The sequence below is a fragment of the Phascolarctobacterium succinatutens CAG:287 genome, assembly GCF_000434895.1.
GTDB lineage: Bacteria > Bacillota > Negativicutes > Acidaminococcales > Acidaminococcaceae > Phascolarctobacterium_A > Phascolarctobacterium_A succinatutens_A.
Genome location: NZ_FR892800.1, coordinates 17,605 through 42,521, shown reverse-complemented (window position 1 = coordinate 42,521; position 24,917 = coordinate 17,605). Strand labels below are relative to the sequence as shown.

Annotated in this window: 20 protein-coding genes and 1 riboswitch; of the genes, 14 read left to right on the top strand and 6 right to left on the bottom strand. The window is 44.4% G+C overall.

Annotation, left to right across the window (positions count from 1 at the left end; genetic code table 11):
• Window positions 1-651 precede the first annotated feature (651 nt).
• Window positions 652-826: riboswitch (cobalamin riboswitch) on the top strand.
• A 398-nt stretch (window positions 827-1,224) separates the two neighbouring features.
• The 4 genes from BN587_RS07220 (at window position 1,225) to meaB (ending at window position 7,492) form a co-directional block, all read left to right on the top strand.
• Window positions 1,225-1,647: a conserved domain protein gene (locus tag BN587_RS07220; protein ID WP_009144834.1), complete on the top strand. Its 423-nt coding sequence runs from the start codon at window positions 1,225-1,227 to the stop codon at window positions 1,645-1,647.
• A 238-nt stretch (window positions 1,648-1,885) separates the two neighbouring features.
• Complete coding sequence (locus tag BN587_RS07215) at window positions 1,886-4,111, top strand: acyl-CoA mutase large subunit family protein (RefSeq protein WP_021720464.1); 2,226 nt, start codon at window positions 1,886-1,888, stop codon at window positions 4,109-4,111.
• Window positions 4,111-6,306: a methylmalonyl-CoA mutase gene (gene scpA, locus BN587_RS07210; RefSeq protein WP_021720463.1), complete on the top strand. Its 2,196-nt coding sequence runs from the start codon at window positions 4,111-4,113 to the stop codon at window positions 6,304-6,306. The genes BN587_RS07215 and scpA overlap by 1 nt, the downstream gene beginning before the upstream one ends.
• Before the next feature lie 10 nt (window positions 6,307-6,316).
• Window positions 6,317-7,492: a methylmalonyl Co-A mutase-associated GTPase MeaB gene (gene meaB / locus BN587_RS07205; protein WP_021720462.1), complete on the top strand. Its 1,176-nt coding sequence runs from the start codon at window positions 6,317-6,319 to the stop codon at window positions 7,490-7,492.
• Window positions 7,493-8,332: 840 nt separating this feature from the next.
• On the opposite strand, the gene BN587_RS07200 is transcribed toward meaB, so the two are convergent.
• The gene (locus BN587_RS07200; RefSeq protein ID WP_021720461.1) at window positions 8,333-9,265 is read right to left on the bottom strand and encodes a LysR family transcriptional regulator; all 933 of its coding nucleotides are present in this window, start codon (window positions 9,263-9,265) and stop codon (window positions 8,333-8,335) included.
• 300 nt (window positions 9,266-9,565) lie between these two features.
• Between BN587_RS07200 and BN587_RS07195 the strand changes: the two genes are divergently transcribed.
• From BN587_RS07195 to BN587_RS07170, 6 genes are all read left to right on the top strand, one after another.
• Window positions 9,566-9,745: a hypothetical protein gene (locus BN587_RS07195; RefSeq protein ID WP_021720460.1), complete on the top strand. Its 180-nt coding sequence runs from the start codon at window positions 9,566-9,568 to the stop codon at window positions 9,743-9,745.
• 441 nt (window positions 9,746-10,186) lie between these two features.
• A complete protein-coding gene (locus BN587_RS07190) occupies window positions 10,187-10,384 on the top strand; it encodes a hypothetical protein (RefSeq protein WP_021720459.1) in 198 nt (65 codons plus the stop codon).
• Window positions 10,385-10,400: 16 nt separating this feature from the next.
• Entirely contained in the window at window positions 10,401-11,678 is a 1,278-nt protein-coding gene (locus BN587_RS07185; RefSeq protein ID WP_021720458.1) for an SLC13 family permease, read from the top strand.
• Between the two features lie 650 nt (window positions 11,679-12,328).
• Complete coding sequence (locus tag BN587_RS07180; RefSeq protein ID WP_021720457.1) at window positions 12,329-13,360, top strand: helix-turn-helix transcriptional regulator; 1,032 nt, start codon at window positions 12,329-12,331, stop codon at window positions 13,358-13,360.
• Window positions 13,361-13,657: 297 nt separating this feature from the next.
• Entirely contained in the window at window positions 13,658-14,908 is a 1,251-nt protein-coding gene (locus tag BN587_RS07175) for an MBL fold metallo-hydrolase (protein ID WP_021720456.1), read from the top strand.
• A gap of 45 nt (window positions 14,909-14,953) precedes the next feature.
• On the top strand, window positions 14,954-16,051 hold the full coding sequence (locus BN587_RS07170; RefSeq protein ID WP_021720455.1) for a hypothetical protein: 1,098 nt from the start codon (window positions 14,954-14,956) through the stop codon (window positions 16,049-16,051).
• A 99-nt stretch (window positions 16,052-16,150) separates the two neighbouring features.
• Here BN587_RS07170 and BN587_RS07165 read toward each other — a convergent pair whose 3' ends face one another.
• The 4 genes from BN587_RS07165 to BN587_RS07150 all read right to left on the bottom strand — a co-directional run bounded on the left by BN587_RS07165 (window position 16,151) and on the right by BN587_RS07150 (window position 19,090).
• Window positions 16,151-16,480, bottom strand: coding sequence for a branched-chain amino acid transporter permease (locus BN587_RS07165; RefSeq protein WP_021720454.1), 330 nt, complete (start codon window positions 16,478-16,480; stop codon window positions 16,151-16,153).
• Window positions 16,477-17,172 (bottom strand): AzlC family ABC transporter permease, encoded by a 696-nt coding sequence (locus tag BN587_RS07160; protein WP_021720453.1) that lies wholly within the window; start codon window positions 17,170-17,172, stop codon window positions 16,477-16,479. The genes BN587_RS07165 and BN587_RS07160 overlap by 4 nt, the downstream gene beginning before the upstream one ends.
• 73 nt (window positions 17,173-17,245) lie before the next feature.
• The gene (locus BN587_RS07155) at window positions 17,246-18,313 is read right to left on the bottom strand and encodes a LacI family DNA-binding transcriptional regulator (RefSeq protein WP_021720452.1); all 1,068 of its coding nucleotides are present in this window, start codon (window positions 18,311-18,313) and stop codon (window positions 17,246-17,248) included.
• Between the two features lie 48 nt (window positions 18,314-18,361).
• Complete coding sequence (locus BN587_RS07150; RefSeq protein ID WP_009144822.1) at window positions 18,362-19,090, bottom strand: glycerophosphodiester phosphodiesterase; 729 nt, start codon at window positions 19,088-19,090, stop codon at window positions 18,362-18,364.
• 249 nt (window positions 19,091-19,339) lie between these two features.
• Between BN587_RS07150 and dctP the strand changes: the two genes are divergently transcribed.
• The 4 genes from dctP (at window position 19,340) to glpK (ending at window position 23,917) form a co-directional block, all read left to right on the top strand.
• The gene (gene dctP, locus BN587_RS07145) at window positions 19,340-20,380 is read left to right on the top strand and encodes a C4-dicarboxylate TRAP transporter substrate-binding protein (protein WP_210684974.1); all 1,041 of its coding nucleotides are present in this window, start codon (window positions 19,340-19,342) and stop codon (window positions 20,378-20,380) included.
• Window positions 20,381-20,507: 127 nt separating this feature from the next.
• Window positions 20,508-20,990, top strand: a complete 483-nt coding sequence (locus tag BN587_RS07140; protein ID WP_021720450.1) for a TRAP transporter small permease — start codon at window positions 20,508-20,510, stop codon at window positions 20,988-20,990.
• Window positions 20,990-22,267: a TRAP transporter large permease gene (locus BN587_RS07135; RefSeq protein WP_021720449.1), complete on the top strand. Its 1,278-nt coding sequence runs from the start codon at window positions 20,990-20,992 to the stop codon at window positions 22,265-22,267. The genes BN587_RS07140 and BN587_RS07135 overlap by 1 nt, the downstream gene beginning before the upstream one ends.
• A gap of 147 nt (window positions 22,268-22,414) precedes the next feature.
• Window positions 22,415-23,917 carry a glycerol kinase GlpK gene (gene glpK, locus BN587_RS07130; RefSeq protein WP_021720448.1) on the top strand — a complete coding sequence of 501 codons (1,503 nt, stop codon included), beginning with the start codon at window positions 22,415-22,417 and terminating at the stop codon, window positions 23,915-23,917.
• Between the two features lie 190 nt (window positions 23,918-24,107).
• Here glpK and BN587_RS07125 read toward each other — a convergent pair whose 3' ends face one another.
• Window positions 24,108-24,896 (bottom strand): ABC transporter substrate-binding protein, encoded by a 789-nt coding sequence (locus tag BN587_RS07125; RefSeq protein ID WP_021720447.1) that lies wholly within the window; start codon window positions 24,894-24,896, stop codon window positions 24,108-24,110.
• Window positions 24,897-24,917 lie beyond the last annotated feature (21 nt).

Sequence of the window (24,917 nt, the reverse complement as noted above, 5' to 3'; positions counted from 1 at the left end):
TTAAGGCTAAGCAGACATAATTTTAGAGGATTGCAGAAAATTTTTCTTGATTTAAGAAAAATTTTTCTTGCAGTCCTCTTTATTTTTTGCATGTAAAATCCTTGTAAAGCACCAAGCTATAAGGCTTTGGAGCTTCTCAACCATTTAACGGGACATAAAAAGTCCATAGTGGACAAAAACATCATAAGGTGTTATACTTAATGCATGTAAAGGCAAGACCTTAAAATAAAGCAGAAGGGATGATGTAAAAATGACTTTTGAAAAATTTGTTGAAACTCTGTGTAACTTTAAATGGTATATGATTCACTGATTTCGGGAGGTGAGAATAATGCTGGAAAAATTTGTCAAAGCTTTATATGAAATGAATTTCTACTATATCCATTAACAGGTGGTATAAAAATGAAGATTGCTAAATCGTAAAGACGCTTGCAGCTGAGCTGTAGGCGTTTTTTATTGTCAAAAAGCCTGCTTTGACTGCAATATTGAAGATTTTATATTGTATTATATATAAATTAAATACAAAGAACAGTTAATCAGAAATGGACACAAATATACATAAGACTGCTACATACATGGAATACAAATACAAAAATAAAAATCCACGAAAAAGGTTGACAAGGTAAATAGTAACTGCTATAATTAAGTCAACAAGTTGATATTGATATTACAGGTGCGAAAGCTCAATAGAGAAGCCGGTGAAAGTCCGGCACGGTCCCGCCGCTGTGACGTGGAGCGTGTTTTGTTTATACCACTGGAGGGGTCCTCTGGGAAGGTGAAACACGTGAAGAAGCGAAGCCAGAAGAACTGCCTGTAAGATGCATCGTCGTTTGACCTGCGAGAGACGGGGAGAGATGTCGTAGAGCTGTAGTATAGGCTTGTGCGCCTAGTAGCTTTTGATATTTCGCCGTTTTTCAAAAGTCCCGCCCGTATTGGGTGAAGGATTCTTTTTGAGAAACGGTTTTCTGTTTCTTATGCCATTGAAGGTCACGTGATGGCTGTGACCTTTTGGAGAGTGGCCGGGCCATCGATGCTATCTGTCATACTTGTCCGCGATACTGGACATATCGTGTTTTTCAAATCCCATTCTCAAATTTTTCTTTTAGCTGAGAACATTTCCTTTCTCCTCTCAAGTGCGACAGCGTAGGGGTGCGCTGTCGTGCTGACAATCCAGCCATCACAGATGTGGTGGCTTTATTTTTTGCTGTTTAAAGGGAGGTTATTGATATGAAAGAATTATATTTGGCAGGCAAAATTGCTGAACTGCTAGCAGCCTTTGAAGGTATGAAAGGCGTTGAAGAAGTTGTTGCCGGACGTGCTAAAGCCAGCGGTGAGCTGGAAGTAAAGTGCGTACGTGTGCAATATAACCCCAAAAAGACAGATATCTGCGAGCTTTTGAAAAAATACTTCAATGAAGGTGTAAATCCCTATATCATCGCAGAAGATCCATTGGAACAGGCTGCTGTTATATACAAGGCTGCCGAAGATGTTCCGCAGATTGAATACTATGCCCGTTTTATGCAGAACCGCGGCGCAGAGCCGGGTGCTGCTTTAGGCAACATGATTCTTAATGATACCATGCCTGAAGAAAACGAGCTGCGCAGAGTCCAGATTAATTACGGACGTCTGCAGGAATTCCTGGCAGATTAAACTGCCTGTTATTTTGTTATATACGGCCTGGACAACCGTGACCGTGTATATAAATGCTGTTTGCTTCTTAAAATCTATCCAAGCAAGGATGCGGCACATGTCCCCTGATGACCGGGTGAGAGCGGTCGGATAGCAGCTGCATCAGCAGACGAGATTGGCTGGAGGTGATATGCGTTTCAGCTTGGTGCTGTGAGCTTTTTCACAGTAATGATTAAATTATTAAAGGAGGATTATTTGAATGGCTGATGAACAACAAAAAACTGCAGCAGTCGTTGATGGCGAAAGACCGTTGACAGACAAAGAACTGGAAGCCATGTTGCGTAAGTCAGAGAAAGTAACCGAATTCCCGGAGGTAACTTTTGATGAATTTACCGAACCCACCTGGGATGAATGGGTGGAGGCATGTAATGTACTGTTGAAGGGCAAACCCTTTGACAAGATCATGTATACCAAAAACTACGAGGGCATTACCTTTGACCCGATTTATACTCGTAAAGGCACTGATGCAATTCTGCCGACCAACGATTATCCCGGTATGGGCGATTTCCTGCGTGGCGCAACTGTTAACGGTTATGTACACGAGCCTTGGGGCATTGCACAAGCTTGCGATGAAACCCTGCCGGCTGAAAACAACGAGCTGCTGAAGGAAGAAATTTCTAAAGGCTCCACTGTTTACAATATCAAACTGGATACTGCAACCAAAAACGGCGTAGACGTTAAAGATGCAGAAAAACCCGGCGATATTGGCGTGAATGTTACTACCGTTGAAGATATGAGCGTTCTGCTGGATGGTCTGAAACTTGACAAATATCCTATTATGATGTACACCGGTGCCGGCGCTAAAAACCTGCTGGCTCTGACTGTAGCTGCTTTGAAGGGCGCTGGTCATGATGTTAAAACCCTGCGTGGTGTTATCGGCGGCGACCCGATTGGCGAGCTGGTAAAAACCGGTAAAACCGAAACCTCTCTGGATGCTTTGTATGATGAAATGGCTGAAACCATTAAATTTGCTAAAGCTAATACTCCGGAGCTGCGCACTGTTTTCATCAACAGTGATGCTTACACCGATGGCGGTGCGGAAGCAGTACAAGAGGTTGCTTACACCTTCGCTACTGCAGTTGAATACGTACGTCAAATGCAAAAACGTGGCGTTGAGCTGCACGATATTGCTAACTCCCTGTACTTCTGCTTCAACCAAGGTGCAAACTTCTTCATGGAAATCGCAAAACTGCGTTCCCTGCGTATGATCTGGGCAGCTATTATGGAAGCATTCGGTGCTGAAGAAGCAGACCGTGCTATTAAGGTTCATGGCCGTTGCGCTCGCTTCACCAAAACCGTTGTTGACCCGTATGTTAACATGCTGCGTAACTGCACCCAAACCTTCTCCAGCGTTGTAGGCGGCGTTTGCACTTATGACAATCCGCCGTTTGACGAGCTGATCCGTAAAGGCGACGTATTCTCCCGTCGTATCGCTCGTAACCTGCATGTAATGCTGCAAGAAGAATTTGGTATGCTGAGCCCGATCGATGCTGCTGGCGGTTCCTGGGGCGTTGAAACCCTGACCAAGCAGATTACCGAAAAAATCTGGGCTGAGTTCCAAAAGGTTGAGGAAATGGGCGGCATCATTAAAGCTCTGGAAGCTGGCTATCCGCAAGCACAAGTTGCTGAAGTTCTGGCTAAGCGCTTCAAAGCTTTGGAAATGCGCAGCGATCGCGCTGTTGGCGTAAACATGTACCCGAACATGACCGAAGAACCGCTGGAGCGCCGCGAAGAGGACACTCCGAAACTGAAGAAAGAACGCGAAGCTGCTGTTGCTGCTTACGTTGCTGATATCGACACCAACTACCTGGCTGGCAAGCTGGCTACTGTTGAAACTGTTGAAGGCGCAATCGAAGCATTCAGCAATGGTGCTACTATCGGCCAGGTTGCTGCTGCATCCTGCAAGGCTGAAGCTCCGGAAACCGTTGAAGCAATCGCTGCTCATCACTGGACCGAGCGCTATGAAGCACTGCGTTTCGAAACTGAAGACTATGTTAAGAAAACCGGCAAAAATGTTGAAGTATTCCTGTGCAACATGGGACCGATTCCTCAACATAAAGCTCGTGCCGATTTCTCCACCTCTTTCCTGCAGGTTGGTGAATTCAACGTTCATCTGAACGATGGTTTCCAAGACGGCGAAGATGGCGATCAATACGAAAAATGCCTGAAAGCTTTCAAAGAAGGCGACTACGATGTTGCAGTTATCTGCTCCACCGATGCTACCTATCCGGAAATCGTTCCGAAACTGGCTCCGATGATTAAAGCAGCTATGAAACCGTCCGCTACTCTGTTCCTGGCCGGCGCTGCTCCGAAAGACCTGGAACAAGTTTACAAAGATGCTGGCGTTGACGATTTCATCAGCGTAAAAGCTAACTGCTTCCAAACTCTGAAGATGCTGCAAAAGAAGAAAGGGATGATTGAATAATGAGCATTAATCCGGATTTCACTAAAGTAGCCCTTCCTGATCATCCTTCTTGTTCTTATGACGAATGGAAGAAAAATCTGGAAGAAAAAATGGGCGAAAATTACGATGCCCTTTATGATACTACCTTGGAACGTATTCCTAAAGCTCCGCTGTACACCAAGGATATCTATGATAAATGTAACCATTTGGACTTTATGAGCGGTATTCCTCCGTTCCTGCGTGGTCCTTACTCCACAATGTATGTATTCCGTCCGTGGACTGTACGTCAATATGCAGGTTTCTCCACTGCGGAAGAATCCAACGCATTCTATCGTCGTAACCTGGCTGCAGGCCAAAAAGGTCTGTCCATCGCGTTCGACTTGCCGACTCACCGCGGCTATGACGCTGATAACCCGCGTGTAGTTGGTGACGTTGGTAAAGCAGGCGTATCTGTTTGCTCCATGCTCGATATGAACATCCTGTTCTCCGGTATTCCTCTGGATCAGATGTCCGTATCCATGACCATGAACGGCGCAGTACTGCCTGTACTGGCATTCTTCATCGTATCCGGTGAAGAACAAGGCGTTGATAAATCCATCATGGCCGGTACCATTCAGAACGATATTCTGAAAGAGTTCATGGTACGTAACACCTACATTTATCCGCCTGCTATGTCCATGCGTATCATCGGTGATATTTTCGAATATACCACCAAATATATGCCTAAATTCAACAGTATTTCCATTTCCGGTTACCATATTCAAGAGTGCGGCGCAACCTGCGACCTTGAATTAGGCTACACTCTGGCCGATGGTATGGAATATATCCGTACCGGTGAAGCTGCAGGCCTGCCTGTAGACGCATTCGCAAAACGTCTGTCCTTCTTCTGGGATATGGGCAAAAACTACTTCATGGAAGTTGCTAAAATGCGTGCTGCTCGTGTTCTGTGGGCTAAGATTCTTAAGAGCTTCGGCGCTAAGAACCCGAAATCCATGGCACTGCGTACTCACAGCCAGACTTCCGGCTGGTCTCTGACCGAACAGGATCCGTTCAACAACATCTCCCGTACTTGTATGGAAGCTATGTCTGCTGCTCTGGGCCATACCCAATCCCTGCATACAAACGCACTGGACGAAGCTATCGCACTGCCGACCGACTTCTCCGCTCGTCTTGCTCGTAACACCCAGCTGTACATCCAGGATGAAACCAAAGTCTGCAAGATTATCGATCCGTGGGGCGGTTCCTACTATGTTGAATACCTCACCAACGAAATCATTCGCCGTGCTTGGGCTCATATCCAGGAAGTTGAAGCACTCGGTGGTATGGCAAAAGCTATTGCAACCGGCCTGCCGAAGATGCGTATCGAAGAGTGCGCAGCTCGTCGCCAAGCTAACATCGATAGCGGTAAAGAAACTATCGTTGGCCTGAACAAATATCGTCTGGCTAAGGAAGATCCGCTGAACGTACTGTCCATCGATAACACCGCTGTACGTAACGCTCAGATTAAACGTCTGGAAAAACTGAGAGCAGAACGCAACAACGACGCTGTTGCACGCGATCTGGAAGCTATCACCCGCGCAGCAGAAACCCGTGACAACGGCAACCTGCTGGAAATGGCTGTACAAGCTGCTCGCGACCGTGCTTCCCTCGGTGAAATTTCTGACGCAGTTGAAAAAGTATCCGGTCGTTTCAATGCTGTAATCCACACTGTATCCGGTGTATACTCCAGTGAATTCAGCGGCAACGATGACATGGAAAAAGCTACCAAACTGGCTGATGAGTTTGAAAAACTTGAAGGCCGTCGTCCTCGTATCTTCCTGGCTAAAATGGGCCAAGACGGTCATGACCGCGGACAAAAAGTTCTGGCAACCTCCTTCGCTGATATGGGCTGGACCGTCGACGTTGGTCCTCTGTTCCAGACTCCGGAAGAATCTGCACAAGACGCTGTAGATAACGACGTTGATATGGTTGGCTTCTCTTCCCTGGCTGCAGGTCATAAAACCTTGCTGCCGGCAATCGTTGAAGAACTGAAGAAACGTGGCCGTGAAGATATCATGGTATGTATCGGCGGCGTAATTCCTGCACAGGATTATGACTACCTGTATGAACATGGTGCAGCAGGCATCTTTGGACCTGGTACCAACATTCCTAAGTGCTGCATCCAATTACTGCAAATGTTGGTTGACCGTGCAAAAGCTGAACACGCTGAAGACTGAGGTGATATAAATGCCTGAAACTGGTGAAAAAGATATTAGGCCGAGTTGGGTACCCCTGAAAAAAGATCCTAACTTTGCCTGCTCTGTAATGGGCGGGATTGACAGTGCCGTAAACGCTGTCAGCGAGGAGAAGTATAACCCTGTGGATAATATTAGGAAATTCCCCTTGAGGAAAAAACCTAGTCCGGAAGAGTTAATAAAAGGAGTCAGTGAAGGCGATCGTAAAACCTTATCTCAAGCTATTACTCTTATAGAAAGCAATGCACCGAGGGATTTTGATAAAGCACAGCGTGTCCTGCAGGCTCTCCTGCCGCGTACAGGCAAAGCTTTGCGCATTGGCATTTCCGGTGTACCGGGTGCCGGCAAAAGTACCTTTATCGAGTCTTTTGGTCAGATGCTGTGTCATCAGGGCTACAAGGTCGCAGTTCTTGCTGTCGATCCTACCAGCTCTATTACCGGTGGCTCTATTTTGGGTGATAAAACGCGTATGCAGATGCTTTCGCGTGAACCTAATTGCTTTATCCGTCCGTCCCCTGCAAAGGGTACCTTGGGCGGCGTTGCCCGTAAAAGCCGTGAAACCATGCTGCTTTGCGAGGCTGCAGGCTGTGACGTTATCTTAGTAGAAACCGTAGGTGTAGGCCAGTCCGAAATCACTGTCCGTTCGATGGTTGACTTCTTTATGCTGGTAGTACTGACCGGTGCCGGTGATGATCTGCAAGGCATCAAGAAAGGCATCATGGAGGTTGCCGACGCTATCGTTGTCAACAAAGCCGATGGTGACAATCTGCCGAAAGCTATCGTTACCCAGGGTGAGTATGAGCGTATGATTGAATTCATCCGTCCTGCTACCGAAGGCTGGAAAACTCACGCCTACAGATGCTCTGCTTTGACCAAGGAAGGCCTGCTTGAGCTTTGGGCAGTAATGCGCAAGTTCGAAAAGGTTACCAAGGAATGCGGTTCCTTCGACAAACGTCGTAAATCGCAGACTATTTCTTGGGTTAACAGCATGATTGACGAGCATTTACATAACCTGTTCTTTGAAGACCCGATGATTAAAGGACGCTTACCGGCAGTAATGGAAGCAGCTGTTAATGGCGTGGTATCCCCAAGTCAGGCTGTTACCGAGCTGATTAATGCCTTTGATATTGATCGTGCTTCAATGAGGCATCGCAATCAAAACAAATAAAGTCCGGCAAGAAAGCACCCAGTGGTGATTTTTGACCGGCAAACATAAAAAAGGCTGCCACTGATGAAGCTTCATCAGTGACAGCCTTTTTGTTATATAATGCCTTGCGGATGCTGCAAAAGGACATTACTGCAAGGGAAAATATGATGTTAACCGGATCAAATGCTGCGAAGATTTGCCCAGAAAAGAGTAAGAGATGCTAATTCTTTTGTAGTCAATAAATAAGTGCCTCTTTAGTAATATGAGTTCTTACAATAATTTTTTAGGGAACTTTTTCGCTAAAGTCTTGACATTCTTAATCGGACTTAGTATAATTAAAAGCAACAAATCAATATTTCGTATGAAGCGCTAATTGGTGAAAATCCACACGGTCCCGCCGCTGTAACAGGCTTGCCTGGAGTCAGCAAAGTACTTCGTACAAGCATATGCTTGACCTGCGAGCGACAGGAGAAGATGTTAACAGACAAGATACTGTTTATGTGAGAGTGGCAGCTATCTTAATTGTGCGCATTAACCGTCTTTGCTTGCAAAGACGGTTTTTTCAACTATCAAATGTAGGGCGAAATATTGATTTCCCAAACATTAGAACAAACTAAGCAAATCGGACAATTTGCTGTTCTGCTACGTAAAGATTTTTCAAATTCTCCTTCTCCTCCAATTTTATCGTGTGTAGCTTGTTACAGGGGTGTGACAATGCAACAATAAAAAAACCGCCGGGTAAGGCGGCTTTTTTATTGCCTTCGCAAGGAAAGCATAAGCATAGTATGATAAACAAAAAAACCGCCGTGAGAAAAAAAAATATAAAAAAAAAAAAACCCCGCCGTGAGGCGGTTTTTTATTTTATAAAGATGAGTTTTTCAGGACTTCATCCAGGTTGCATACCTGCTGTGAATTACGTGTCTTGGAATAGAATTTGAGGAAATGCTGGGCAACGACGGAAAGCGGTCTGTCCTTAACCTTTACAACGGTCTTGTAAACGTCTGCCTTGATGTCGGATATAGGACGGGTGATAAACTCTTCACCAAGGTCCTCTCCGGACTCTACAGGCACGATAGAAACTGCTGCCTTGACGCGTGTCCATTCCAAAGTAGTGCTGCGTGTGGTGCTGGTGCAGGTGATACGCGGTACGATGGATGCCTGCGCACAGGCCTTGAGAAAGATTTCGGAGCAGCCGGAGCTGATGCTCAGAGGTACATCCTCTAATTCCTTAAGGGTGACAACCTTTTTGCTGTCATCCAGGAAAACGGAGTTTTTATGGAAAACAGCTGTCAGCTCTTCATCGCGACGGAAGAGAACCTCAAAGTTATCCTGATGCTCAACAGGTACGCTCAAAATGCCCAACTCAGTAATACCATTAAGCATTTGCTGTGTCTGTTCGTTTATGCTTGCTTCAAACAGCTCACATTTGATATTAGGATAAAGAGTACAGAAATCCTTGAGTGAGGATTTGATGAATAAAGCACTGCGGGAGTTGGCAATGCTGAAACGCAGCGTACCTACAACACCGCCCATGATGTTTTCGATTTCGCTTTTGGCAAGATCCTCCAAAGCGCACATATATTTTGCTTTTTGATAGAGGACGCGTCCTGCCTCGGTCAGGAGAATCTGACGGCTGCCGCGGGTGGTAATTATCAGCTTGGTGCCGAAATAGTTTTCCAGAGCACGCAGCTGCTTGCTGAGGGCCGGCTGAGCGATATGTACGTAATCAGCCGCACCGGTAAAACTACCGGCTTCGATAATTGCCAAAAAGTTTCTGTAATTGTCTAATTCCATGTTTTGCAGACCTCCAACTAATACTAAACTTATGTAAAATAGAAACAATAATAGATTCTAAATATGGGTATAATACAATCAGTTTATCATATTGCTAGTACATTTTCAAGAAATTCAACGATTAAGGCTATTATAGAACAGAAGAATGCCAAAAAGCAATAATAAAATGTCATATCTATAATTCCTATTAGCTATTTTTCTTATTAAGCAATATCTGTTATACTAAATGCGTATAAAGCAAGGGCCTTATACAGAGCAAATTGACAAATTGACTTATTCAAAGCAAAGGAGAGAACAATCATGGCTGAAACAAAAATGGCAGTCGAAAAAGAAACCGGTTTATTCGCACATCTGTGCCGTCAACGCAATGGTGCAGCAAAAGTATTCCCGCATTGTGGTGAAAAAGGCTTTGCCTTCAGCAGAAGAGTGCAGGGCTTCAAACTGAGCGAAGCATCCCTGAAAGCATTAAAAAGAGGTTAAGAAGAAAGATGAGCTTTGTACTGAACTATCTCAAAGAGTTGGACAGAGAATACTATAGTAAATGGTTTAAGAATATTTTGCTTTAAGCTTTATACAGCAGCATTATAATATGCCAGTCCGCGAGCGATGACGTTATAGCCTACCTCCTTGTACGTCGTTGGCAGACTGGCTTTTTGTTTGCCTAAAATATTCCTGACGGATATATGAATAATGCTACATAGGTATTTTTATTCCGGCGATAATTATAGTATAATGTAAAACTGCCTGCTGTAAAAAACAAGTGGAATTTAGTTCCAAAATGTATTTAATTACTTTCTGAAATATACTTAATTCATATAACTTCTATTCCAACTAGGTATTTTTATTATTTTGGAATATGTTGTATAATCTCTAACAGTGAAAGGCACTCTCCAAAAAGAACAAGAAAGGAGCTGATAAGTTTTGGACATTGCACTTATCATGAATGATGAAAAAGAAGATTCTAAGATTCGGGAGTACCTGAAACAGGTAGACAAGAAGTTTTACTATCGAGCCATCGAGAACAGGAAAAAGGAAGGTAAAGTCTTCCCGCATCGAGGCGAAGATGGCAAGCTCTTTGTAAACACTTTTCAATATGTAAACCTATTTAAGAAGAAATAAGTGGAGGGAAATTTTTATGACACCAGCAATTAAATGCTTGATTTTGTTAGCAGTAGTTGCACTGTTATTCGTTACCGAAATGATTCCGCTGGCAATGACCGCGGTTCTGGCTGCTATAGCCTGCAGTGCATTGGGCCTGGTTCCTGAGAACCAAATCTTCCTTGGCCTGGCAGATTCTACTGTAGTTCTTTTTGGCGGTATGTTCGTCGTTGGCGCTGCTATGTTTTACACCGGCCTTGCTCAAAAGGTTGGCGGCGCTGTAGTAAAGCTGTTTGGTACCAATGAAAACAGCCTGATGTTTGGTCTTATGGTTATTGCAGCTGTTATGTCTGCGTTCTTGTCTAACACCGGTACCACCGCTTGCCTGATTCCTGTAGTTATGGGTATCTGCGCACAAGCAAAGCTTTCCGCTTCCCGTCAGCTGATGCCGTTGGCTTTCGCTGCCGGCCTTGGCGGTACCTGCACCCTGATTGGTACCCCGCCGAACATTCTGGCAAACGTTGCTCTGAAAGCAGCTGGTATGCCGGAGCTGCAATTTGGCTTCTTTGAATATGCCTACATCGGCATTCCTATTACTGTTGCCGGCATCGTTTACATGATGTTCCTTGGCAAATATATCCTGCCGGAAGCTAAAACCGATGAGGTTGCAGATGTAGAGCAGGAGATTGATGCTACCAACACTACTCCTAAAAAACAGATGATCTGCGGTATCATCATGGTTGGCGTTATCGGTTCTATGGCAACCAGCATCGTTCCTCTGGAACTGGCTGCTGTTGTCGGAGCGGTACTGTGCGTACTGACAGGCTGCATCACTGAAAAACAAGCCTATAACTCCATCGACTGGATTACCATCTTCCTGTTTGCAGGCATGATTCCTGTTGCAACAGCTATGAACACCAGCGGCGCTGGCAAGCTGATTGCTGAATTCACCGTAAGCCTGATGGGCGGTAACCCGTCTCCGTACCTGGTAACTGCAGTACTCTTCGGTCTGGCAGTTGTCCTGACTCAGTTTATGAGCAACACCGCTTCTAAAGCTCTGCTGTGCCCGGTTGGCATCGCACTGTCCGCACAAATGGGTGCATCTCCGAAAGCTGTACTGATGGCAATCCTGATTGCTTCCAGCTGTGCATTCGCTTCTCCGGTAGGTACTCCTCCGAACACCCTGGTACTTGGCCCTGGCAAGTACAAATTCATGGATTATGTTAAATGCGGCGGCGGTCTGGTAGCAGTCAGCATGATTGTTGCAATCATCGTTATTCCTATCGTATGGCCGTTCTTCCCGACTGCAGCATAATTAACTAAAGACTCAGGTCTTACCACCTTTCTTAAAACGTCTGCAACGCTCCCGAATGGGAGCGGTCAGCAGACATAAATTGGATAGAGAACAATTTATTATAGACGGGGCGGAAGCTGCCCTGACGCACAAAGCTTCAAAGATGCTTACACTTACAAATTCCTTCTTTCTGTATATATTTGCTTAGGGGACATTGGCAGTATATATAGGATATAAATGAAAAGACTACCCTTCGTCATGTTGGACAGAGCATGGCGGAGGGTAGTTTTAATTTTGTACGGCAGATAAAATATATCACTGCTATATGTACATTCAATCAATGTCCAGAAAAGGCAACTGCTATGACAACTGTATTATGGAAATTTTCTTTGGCAGATTTAAAAACGAGATGTTTTACGTATTTGAAAGTGATATTTTGGCGCAGTCGCATATTTCGAGTGGACCAACGTTATGAGGAAAGATTCAGTTGTTAAGAAATACTTAATAACTGTCAATGATGGGAGGAACTATAGTACGAAGCACCATTTAAAAGCTTCTTCAAGATATTTGTATAGCTTGACAGCAGGGTTATTTTTGGTATATCTTTAGTAGTATAGTAGACATGAAAGGTTTCTTATGAAAATTATTTTAAGGTGAAGGTGGTGGCTTACATGAAAAAGAATCCAAATAAATGTCGTTTGCTGCGCGTTTTTGAATATATGCTGAATACAGACGAGGAACATCCTTTGAATGTGACAGAGATTCAGCAGAAGCTGCTAGAGGATGGAACCTGCGATAAACTCCCGGACCGTAAGTCTATTTTACGGGACTGGGCAAGTATTAATGAGTGTGGCTATGAGCTGGAGAGCTGCGCAAACCATAATAAAGGCAAGTATATGAACGGTAAGCAGAGAACATTTGAAGGCTATCAGCTGAAAATGCTGGCGGACGCCGTTGCATCTGCTCGCTTTCTGGCAGCAGATGATGCGCGTAAGCTGGGCGATGCAATTATGACTTTGGGCACGGAATCTGATAAAGAGCTGCTCAAAAAGGCTGTTATCCGTGACGAGAGTCTGAATGTGGCGACAAAGCAGGCTAAGTATAATTTTGACAGGATATTAGAGGCTATCCGCGAACGTAAGCAGATTAGCTTTCAATACAATGATAAGCATCTGGCAAAGCCTGCGCAGGAGGACTTGCGCAATGATGGTATGATATATTATGTCAGTCCCTATTATCTTGTGCCTGCGAAAAATGATTATTATGTGATTGCCTGCACGGGCGAATATAAAAATTTCAGCCATTACCGTGTTTCCCGTATGATTAATGTAAAGGAAACGGAGCTGGCAGCTAAAGATATCAAGCTCAATGAGACTTATAAAAAATTGTTGGCAGATGGCAAGGGCATTAGTGATTATCTGCGCGAGCATATTAATATGTGGTTTGGTGATACGCAGCGGGTAAATTTGCATTGCAGGCAGCGGACACGGCTGGATGTATTGGGAACGTTTGGTAATCTGCTGAATATTAGTGACTGTAAAAACGATAAGGAATATTTTACGACCAGCGTGCAGGTGCAGGCTGAGGGTGGATTTTTTAACTGGGTTGCAGGCATGGGCGGTAATGTGATTATTACAGGCCCTGAGTGTGTGCGTGAAGCGTATAAAAAATATCTGGAAAGCCAGCTGGCATTGTATAAATAAGGCTTACATGTATATAGAGAAGGCGGGAATTATGACAGCAGGATTTTTGCGGATGGTGTAGAAATAAGGCATAATAAAATATGGAAGGATGGTAAGTAAAAACAAAAATATATTAGACAGCCTAAAGGTAGGAATAAGGAGTTTTCCAAAAGATATTTTTAAAAACGACCGTCTGAAGTTAGACCTAAAAATCTAACTTTAGGCGGTTTTTTTATAGCCAAAATTCTAGGCAGATGGGGCATTTTTAGTATCTCATGTTTAGTATTATATAAGCAAGGAATAGAAAGGAGCGTAATCATGGCTACGAATATTGAATATCTACATGCAGACCAGATTGGTGGCTGTGTAACTTTAATTAGCACAGAGACAACGAAAATTTGTATTGATTTTGGTAAAAATCTTCCAGGAAGCAGGTATAAGGATGATGTAGAGGTTGTTGGCTTGACGTCTGGTGAAGCACAGTATGACGCAGTGTTCTTTACCCATTATCATGGTGACCACATTGGCTGCTTTGAGAAGCTGCTGCCAGATATTCCGCTTTATATGAGCAGCTTGTGTAGGGATGTTCTTATTAATACATACGCAGCCTTGGCTAGACACGATAACAAGTATAGTAAACAGGTGGAGCTTTTGCAGGACGCAGCACACACGCATATTATTTGGGCGCAGGATGTAATCAAGGTTGGGGATATTAAGGTTACGCCCTATACGATTGATCATTCTGCAACAGCGGCGATGATGTATCTTATCGAAACGCCGGATAAGCGTATTTTACATATGGGTGATTTTCGGACACATGGTTATATTGGAGATAAGCTGAAAAAGCTATTAAAATGCTATGTTCTGAAAAAACCTGTGGATGTGCTTATTACAGAAGGAACAAATCTTACGCGGGAAGATAACTATTTAACCGAGGAGGAGATGGCTCAGCAGGCTGGGGAATTGATGCAGCAGCATAAGCTGATTTTTTGCCTATGTGCATCTACTAATTTTACGCGTTTACAGAATTTTTACCGCATGGCCAGATGTAAGCGGAAAGATGTATTGTTAAATGGCTATATGCTGGCGCAGTTTAAAAGCTATTATAAATATAAGCAAGAGCTTTGCAATCGCTTATATCACAAGCAGAGTGAGAAGCCGTGGCAGCCTTATAAAATGTATACGCTTTTGCTAGATAAGGATTATCTGCATGATAACAGCACCTACCAAATACAAGATAGGCATCTGCAGGAAAAAGGAGCAGTTATTTTCGTGAGCGGGATGATGGCAGTGGCTACAGTAAAGAAGCTCTGGGAAAAATATAAGGAATTACAACCGTTAATAATATACTCTCAGTGGCAAGGTTATATTAAGGATAAGGGAGCTGAATATTATAAAGAGGATTTAGCAAGGCTGTGTACACAATATCCTACAGTGCAGCTACATACTAGTGGCCATGCGTCTAAGAAGGTGATCGAAGAAATTATCAGGCTAGTTGATGCTCAGGATTATACGGCGGTGATTCATTCAGAGAGGGCAGAGCTTATTGACAGGAGCAGTTTTGGCTGAGAGCTTAGAAATAAGCGATAACCGAGATGTGAGGAGGACTTTAAGATGACAGGTGTACAAAAATTAATATTAGGCTACATTGGAGTCAAAATAGCTAATTTTCCCGAAGATATTGTGTTAGATTATATTGAACCCAATAAATTGTTAATGAAATTAAAAAAAGAAGCGGCGGGCTTTTCCAAGCAGCCTCTTGCTATGCAAGATGATAGAGCCTGCTTTGAAGCTTGGTGCCTGCTTATCAAAGCCAAAACTAATAAGCCGGAATTAGAAATTGAGCTAGATGTAGAAGGCATAACTAATGCTAGTTACTCTGGTGGAAAGCCAGCTAACGGATATATGGGAAAGTTTTTATATAGAATTTTGAAATTTAGCGAGCAATACACTATGTGGTTTAAGCTTGCCCCAACTTTAGAAGCACTAAAGGAGAATTTTAAAATATATTTAGCTGCTCATAGCTTTGTAGCAAATGAGCCTACAAAAGAAGCAGAAAAAGATCTCGCAAACTTGTTAAATATGGGGCTAGAAAGCTATGTTGCCTACTTATTGTGTGATTCAGAGAGTGCTAAAAGAAATATTTTAGCATTGACCAGAGAAGCTATAGTAGGCAGACAATTACCTGTAGGCTTAGTTGAGGGCAGCAAGGTGAGCGGCAAGGAGCTGTTTGCAGGAGAAGAAGCTGCGATAGATTTTTGGGCAGTGGATGAAAATACTATCAATGTCTATGAATTAAAAAGCAAAAAACCTATGCTGGGCATAATTACGGAGAGCTTCTTCTACAGTAATTATGTATATGATGTATTTATTAGCAAAAATCTGAATCATGGCGAGGGAAGCGTTGCACACGAAGCTGTAGCATACCGTAATTATGATAAAATTCAAGCAGCGAGAGTAAAGGGAATAATGATAAGTAATTATTGTGCTGCGACACTACTAGCTATATTGGCTGCCACCAAATACGACATAGGGTGGCATAGGCTGCTTAATTCTGCAACTAGAGATGAAATTAAAAAGGTGATGAACAACAACGGCACTAATGGGAAAATACAATATGATTTTATTAGCTATATACTAAAAGAACTTACAACTAACGCACCTAAAATATATTATATAGGAAAGCAGGTTCTTAAAGTATGTAGATGTTAGCTTTGTTAGTTTGGCGCTAAAAATTGTTGAATAAAAAACCAGCGGTGAAAACAACATTGAAATGCTGTTTTTACCGCTGGTTTAAACGTTATAATATTTTTATGCAAACACATATTGCACCAGCAGCATATAGCCTATAGTGCCTGCTGCTATCGTCAGCAGCAGATTACGCAGGGTTGCCTGCAGGATAACTGTCAGCGCTACGGCTATGGCTTCAGGCAGGCCGTGGCTGCCGGTCATAATTTGCGTATCCTTGAGGGAGTAGACCACAAGCATGCCCATAACGGCCGCAGGCAACATTTTGCCTAAAAACGCTACTAATGGCGGCGTTTTTTTATTGGCCGGAAACAGGATGAAGGGCAGAAAACGCGTTAACATCGTGCCTGCGACAACGGCGGCTATGGTTATGATTTGTTCGGTAAAGGTCATAATTTGGTGCCTCCTTTGTAATATGCTGTGATAAATACCAGCAGCAGAAGCAGCATAGCCGGCGGAATAAAGCTTTGCGGACCGATTAGCACCAGGCAAACCAACGGAATGACAATTCCTAAAACAGCAGGAGTGTGATTTTCTGTCGATTGCCATTGGCTGACGAAAATTGCCGTGAAGAGAGCGACGAGGGCAAAGTCCAGGCCTTTGGTATTGATTTGCAGGCTGTTGCCTAAAATACCACCGATGGTTGCGCCCGCTACCCAGTAGATTTGGTTCAGCAGATTTACGCAGACCATGAAGCAGCCCTTGTCAATGCCTTCAGGGATAACAGTATTGCAGTTGATGGCGAAGGATTCGTCGCACATACCGAAAATCAGATAAAATTTCTTCAGACCGGTATTCTTATATTTTTCCAGCATGCTCAGACCATAGAACAGATGACGAGAATTAATCATCAGTGCCATAAAAAAGCAGTACAAAGGATTGAAGGGACTAAGCAGCATTGTGACCAGAACGAATTCCATGCTGCCGGCAAAGACGAGAGCACTGGTAAAAAACGGATACCATGGAGAAAAGCCCTTGCTGCAGATATAAAAGCCGTAGGAGATGCCTAAAAAAAGAAACGCTGCACAAATTGGCAGCGTTAGTGGAAAAGCAGCTTTGAGTGCTTTTGTATATTTGTTGTTCATAATTAAAACCTGCACAATTCTTTAATTCATAGAAACTATGTAGGTTTTATTCTACATTATCCGACGAAATTTGTCAACGCTTGGGAGCAGTGCCGCTGCTGGAGCGGGCAACAAGACGGCATTTGTATTCTACATGGGTAATAGGCTCAAATTTACCGTGATGCTCGTAGCTGGCTATTTCCTCCTGCAACAGCTTGAAGGCGCTTTTGCCGCATTCTGTCAGCGAGTTATCGATAGTTGTGAGGCTGACGCCGCGCAGATGCGAGGGGAAGATGTTATCGAAGCCGCAAAGGCTGATATCATCGGGAATCCTTAGGCCTCTGTCGATAATTGCATTATATGCACCGTAGGCAACCATATCGTTGATAGCGACCATGGCTGTTGTTTCCGGCGCTGTATCAAGACAGCGTTTGGCAAGCTCATAGCCTGTGCTGTATTCTACTTCAACGTGCGAAAGCTCGTAGTCAGAAGTAATCTCTTGGGTGAAGAGGGAAAGCTTGGCATCTGCTGCCTTGCAGGCATCCTCCAAACCCTGATAGCGGCGCACACGTGAGGTGTGTTGGTCATTGAGCGTTGTAGAAAGATAGGCAACATGTTTATGTCCCCAATCCGTAAGATGCTTGCCGATGAGCTGGCCTGCAGTAAAGTTGTTCATGTCAACAGTAGCCAGCTCAAGATCACTGCGTCTGTCACCGATAGCAACAACCGGCAGATATTTGCTGAGCTTGTACGCCAGCTGCGGCTGTTGGGGAATCATGGCAAAGATGACACCGGCAACGTTGAATTTGCGAGCCTGCTCCATGATAAATTTTTCCGTATCCGTATCCCAATAGGTGGTGCGGACGGAGGTGACAAAGCCTTGCTTACGGGCAGCGATTTCAATACCCTGGATAATAGTAGTATAGAAAGGATTGAATAATGAAGGACAGATAATAATAATCAGTGTATCTGAGGGCCTGACGAGGGCGTAGGCTTTTTCCTTGCTGCTTTTGTAGCCGAGCTCGGCAGCGATAGCGTAGACCTGCTCAACAGTTTCCGCGTTGAAGCGGTCAATACTGCGTCTGTTGAGAATCATCGATACGCTGGCAGGCGAAAGACCTGCCTTGGCAGCAATATCCTTCAGGGTAACCTTCTTAGGCATAAACACAATCCTTTCTAATTTGATTATGTATCAGGTGGCTGATATAAATTATCTGCCTAAAACCTTTGCGGCAATGTCAGGATAATTGGTAATCAGAACGTCAACACCGGCATCAACCAGCTCCTGCATCATTTCCGCATCGTTAGGAGTCCATGCCTGCAAAGCGATGTTGTGTGCGTGCAGGTCAGCAGCAACGCCTTCCTTAGCACAGAAATAGGTGCGGGCGTTAACACTTGCAGCGCCTTGGGAAGCAGCGTATTCACCGATGTTCATCAGCCAGGTGTCGGTTAAAAGACCGCATTTTGCTTCCGGCATCAGTTTTTTGATTCTGGCAACAGTGTAATGGTTGAAGGAAGAATACCAGATCTGGTCTTCCAGACCGAATTCCTTGACCATAGCAATGAGCTTTTCTTCAATGCCTTCATATTCAAAATAGCTGGTTTTGAGCTCGATATTGGTAATCAGCTTGGTGGTTTTCAGCCAGGTGAAATATTCGCGTAATGTAGGAATGGTTTGGCGAGGGAAGAAGCCTTTGACATTAACGCCAACAGAAAGCATTTTCAGCTCTTCCAGGGTATGGTCCTTCAGCCAGCCGCTGCCGTTAGTGGTGCGGTCGAGCATTTCGTCATGCATGATAACGATTTCACCGTCTTTGGTGAGCTGGATATCCAGTTCAATGCCGTCAGCAACAGTTTCTTCTGCTACCTTTTGGAAAGCAAGCATAGTATTTTCAGGATAATAGCCGCTGAAGCCGCGGTGCGCAAAAATTTGAACCATTTCTATTCCTCCTTGAAATTTTCAATAATGTTCAACACTATCTTAACATAAGATAAGCGAAAAAACAAGTGGGACACAATAAGGCCAATAGGGATAAAAAACGGCCAAAAGCTAGACTGCAAGTACATTTGCTAAATGTGCGTAAAATTATTGACAATTCTGTGTCACTCTGTTAATATGGTATCAGATTCAAAACGGGAATCTCTATTACATTAAATTTCAACAAAATTCAACAAGGGATTTAGGAGGATGAACATGAAAAAGATCGTAGCTCTTCTGTTAATGTCTGTTATGATGTTGGCGCTGACCGGTTGCGGCGGTTCTGACAAAAAGGATGAAAAGGCAGCAGGTTCTGACAAAAAGGTTGTTTTGAAGCTGAGCCATGTATTTTCTCCCGATGAGCAGCTGTACAAATCCATGGAATTGGTTGCTGAACGTATTAACAAGAAAACCAATGGCCGTGTAGAAATTCAATGCTTTGGTCAAAACCAGCTGGCTTGTTACAAGGATGGCCTGGAGCAGGTTGCTAACGGTGCTAACTTTATTTCTGTAGAAGACCCGTCTTATCTGGGCGACTATGTACCTGATTTCAAACCTTTGGTTGGCCCGATGCTGTATCAATCCTATGACGAATATGAGAAGATGATTGAAACTCCGTTGGTTAAGGACATGGAAAAGAAAGCTGAAGAAAAAGGTATTAAGGTTCTGGCTCTGGACTACATCTTCGGCTTCCGTAATGTTATGACCAATAAGGTTATCACCAAACCGGAAGATATGAAAGGTCTGAAACTGCGTACTCCTGGCAGCAAGCTGTTCATTGACACCATCAATGCTATGGGCGCTACCGCTACCAGCCTGCCGTTCTCCGAAACTCTGTCCGGTGTTTCCCAAGGTGTTGTAGACGGTCTGGAAGGCTCCGAATTCACCAACATCGGTACCAAATGCTATGAGCACGTTAAAAACGTAGCTACCACCAAGCATTTCCTGGGTACCTGCGGCGTATACATTTCCACCAAAGTATTCAACAGCCTGTCTCCGGAAGATCAGAAAATCGTTGCTGAAGAATTTGCTTACGGCGGTAAAGAAATGACCAAGATTTCCACCGAATCCTATAACAAGGTTTATAAGGAACTGGAAAGCAAGGGCGTAAAATTCAACGATGTTGACCATGCTGCTTTCGAAAAAGCTACCGAGCCTGTATTTAAACAGATGGAAGAAAAAGAAGGCGCAACTCCTGGTATCTATGAAAAGCTGAAAGCTGAGCTGGCAAAAATCCGCGCTGCAAAATAAGCTGTAGATTTTTTCAACATTACTAAACAGTTATAATGAAACACTAAGGAGCTACCACGCTGCAAGCATGCGGCGTGACAGCTCCTTCCTTTGCATAAGTATTACTATAAAAAATGGAGGTAAAATTTTGGGTAAAAACCTGAGCTTCGTGCTAAATAATCTGGAAGATTTAGTTGCTGCATTTTTCATCAGCATTACTACTATCCTTGTTGTTATCAATATTGTTTTACGTTATGTTTTTAACTCCGGCCTTGTTTGGTCTGAAGAGGTTGCTACCGGCTGCTTTGTCTGGTCGGTATTTATCGGCGCTGTTGCAGTATTTAAACATCGCGGTCACGTTGGCGTTGATATCATTGTTAAGAGAATGCCCCAAGGTATGCAGAAGGCTATCGGCCTGATTACCGACGTTATTCTTGTTGCGCTCAACGGCTACATGTCTTATCTTTCTATTATCTATATTTCCAAATCCTATACGAAAATGACCCCGGTACTGGGTATTTCTTCCGTTTATATCAGTTCTTCCGTACTGATTGCGTTTGTACTCATGACCGTGTATTCTATTAAATTTGTCTGGCAGGATGTTACCGGTTCCGGAAAGGAGGAAAAATAATGGCTTATTTGCCCGTCATCATCGTTTTTGTGTTTTATTTTTCCAGTATTCCAATCGCTTATGCCCTGTTCGGTGCAACGATTTCCTACTTTACCTTTTTGGATGCGACTTCTCCTGCGCATCTGGTATTCCAACGTATTATTACCAGCACGCAGTCCTTCCCGCTGCTGGCAATTCCCTTCTTTATTATGGCAGGCTCCATCATGAACTATGCCGGTATCAGCGATAAGCTGATGAAATTTACCGACGTGCTCATGGGTCATATGACCGGTGGTCTGGCTCAGGTTAACGTACTGCTCAGCCTGCTGATGGGCGGTGTTTCCGGCAGTGCTAACGCTGACGCTGCTATGCAGAGTAAAATGCTTGTTCCGGAAATGGAAAAGCGCGGTTACGGCAGAGCCTTCAGTGCAGCGGTAACAGCTGCATCCTCCGCAAGTACGCCTGTTATTCCTCCAGGAATTAACCTGATTATTTATGCGCTGATTGCCAGCGTATCCGTAACTAAAATGTTTATGGCAGGCTATGTGCCCGGCATTCTTATGGCAGTATCCATGATGATTGTTGTTGCCATTGTTTCCAAAAAGCGTGGCTATAAGCCTTCACGTGAAAAGGCTGCTACCTTCGGTGAAATTATGACTCAGTTTAAGGAATCTATCTGGGCGCTGCTTTTCCCGTTCGGTATTATCGCCGGCCTGCGCATGGGTATGTTCACTCCGTCCGAGGCAGGCGCTGTAGCAGTAGTATACTGCATTCTGGTAGGTGTCTTCATCTATAAGGAGCTGAAGTGGGAATATGCCTGGCCGATTATGAAGGAAACTATTTACGGTACCAGCTCTGTTGTACTGATTATCGTAGCAGCTTCTTTCTTTGGCTATTATCTGAACTGGGAGCGTATTCCGCAGCATATCACTTCTGCAATGCTTGACTTTACCCGTAATCCGTACATGATGCTGATGCTGGTAAATATCCTGCTGCTGATTCTGGGCATGTTCCTGGAGGGTGGCGCTGCACTGATTATTCTGGCTCCGCTGCTTGTTCCTGTTGTAACTAAGCTGGGTGTTGACCCTGTACACTTCGGTATTATCTGTATTGTTAACATTATGATCGGCGGTTTGACGCCACCGTTCGGTTCGATGATGTTTACGGTTTGTGCGATAACGGAAACGCCGCTCGGCGAATTCTTCAAGGAAGTTTGGCCGTTTATCGTAGCGTTGTTAGTAGCATTACTTATTGTCACTTATGTGCCGGGGTTGGTAATGTTCTTACCTAACTTGTAAGACGTGCGATAAGGCGCCATATACTTCATCAGGATTCCTAGACGTACATAACATAATTAAATATGCTTTTTTAGGAGCTGCTACGAAAGTGGCGGCTCCTTATGTTTTGTGTTATACTTAAAAATATCAAGGAAAGGTCGTGAAAGCATGAAGAATAAATATATCATGGCGCTGGATTTGGGAACTACCAGCTGCCGTTGTATTTTGTTTGACAAGCAGGGAGAAATCTGCAGCGTAGCACAAAAGGAGTTTACGCAGTATTATCCGCAGGCAGGCTGGGTGGAGCACGATGCCGAGGAAATCTGGGCTACTCAGGTAGGCCTGATGTACGAGGCAATGAGCAAGCTGAATGTTACTCCGGCTGATATTGCCGGCATCGGTATTACGAATCAGCGCGAAACTACCGTAGTGTGGGACAAGAACACCGGTCGTCCTATCTGCAAGGCGATTGTCTGGCAGTGCCGTCGTACCGCAGAATACTGTGATCTGCTGAAAATCCGTGGCTATGCTAATATGTTCCGTGAAAAAACAGGCCTGGTTCTGGATGCTTATTTCTCCGGTACCAAGCTGCACTGGATTCTGGAAAACGTACCTCATGCACGCGAGCGTGCGGAAGCAGGCCAGCTGCTGTTCGGTACTATTGACAGCTGGATTATCTGGAAGCTGACCGGCGGTAAGGTTCATGTTACGGATTATTCCAATGCTTCCCGTACATTGATGTTTAATATTCATACTCTGCAGTGGGATGACGAAATCCTGACCGTTTTGGGCATTCCACGTCAAATGCTGCCGGAGGTTAAGCCGTCCAGCTGTGTATACGGTTCTACTGATGCGAAGCTTTTTGAGGCTTCTATTCCTATCGCCGGCGCTGCAGGAGATCAACAATGTGCGCTGTTCGGACAGACCTGTTTTGCACCAGGCGAAGCAAAAAATACCTACGGTACGGGCGGTTTTATGCTGATGAATACCGGCGAAAAGCCTGTAGACAGCAAAAACGGTCTTGTTACAACTATCGCCTGGGGTGTAGACGGCAAGGTAGAGTATGCGCTGGAAGGTTCTATTTTCGTTGCCGGTGCTGCTATCCAATGGTTGCGTGATGAGCTGGGACTGATTCGCAATGCTGCCGAATCCGAAGCTATGGCGAAATCTGTACCCGATTCCAACGGCTGCTACATGGTTCCTGCTTTTGTAGGCTTGGGTGCGCCGCATTGGAACCAATATGCACGCGGTGCGATTGTCGGCCTTACGCGCGGTGTTAACCGTAATCATATTGTGCGTGCAACGCTTGAAGCTATTGCCTATCAGGTGTACGACGTACTGAAGGCGATGGAAGAGGACAGCTGTATTAAGCTGAGCTCGCTGCAGGTTGATGGCGGTGCCTGTGCCAACAGCTTTCTGATGCAGACGCAGGCGGACATTATCAACGTTAAGGTAGAACGCCCGAGCTGCATTGAAACAACTGCTATGGGTGCTGCTTATCTTGCAGGTCTGGCAGTAGGCTATTGGGATGACAAGGAAATGATTAAGGGCAATCATGTTATTGAGCAGACCTTTATGCCCAATATGGATGAAGAAACGCGTAATCATCTGCTGCGTGGCTGGCACAGGGCTGTGCGTGCGTCCTGCATTAAGCTGCATCCGGAGGATTAAACTGAATATAAAAATACAGCAAAAAAGCCTTGCAGTTTGGACTTACTGCAAGGCTTTTCTGCGTTTTGATGAGTTGAGTGTTTGTTCGCCGGCTTTAGGGGATGCCGGCTGATAAGGAGTATTATAAAAAGAGTATTGTAAGGGGTGTGATATATATAAGCTATTAGCTTTTAGCTGAGTTAGGGGTGTATCAGGACTGTTTTTCGATATCGCCGAAGTAGAATTTGATGAGTCTTTTGTATTCGCCGCTCTTTTTATAGTCGCTCAAAGCAACGTTAAACTTTTTAATCAGCTCTTCATTTTCTTTTTCAGCATAGACAACAAGATCATCCTGGCGTTCGGAATGGCCTACAACCTGCAGGCAATTGTCGTCATCGGTATGAGTCATATAGTAGGCAGTGGTCAGGTTACCGCAGATAGCGTAATCTGCTTCGCCGGTTTCTACTGCATGTAAAGCGCTGGCATTTTCGGGATATTCAACGATGATGCTGCCGGGGAAGGATTTAGCGACGCGTTCGGCAGAAGCACCTTTTTTGATGGCAACCTTACGGCCGTTCATGCTGTCGATGTCTGCTTTAAGGTTGCTGCCTTTTTTGGCAACGATGGAGAAAGCAGCTTTAGCATAGGAATCACTTGCAGCATAGTCAATGGAACGTGCCTTGGTTTTACTGAAGTTGTTTATGGCAATATCATATTTTTTGTGATTCAGGCCGGGCAGAAGCTCGTCGAACGGGGTATTGATAAATTCAACCTTGTCATAGCCCATTTTTTTGGCTACATCATTGATTAAATCGATATCAAAACCGGTAAATTTATTTTGCTCCTTAAGATAAAGCTCAAAGGGCGGAGAAGCAGGTGATGTTGCTACACGCAACACCTTGTCGGCGGCAGGTGTTTGCGTTGCCTGTTTGTCGCTGCCGCAGCCGGCTGATAAAAGCAGGCACAGCATGCTGACAAGAATAAATAACATCTTTTTCATTAGCAGATACCTCCATACATT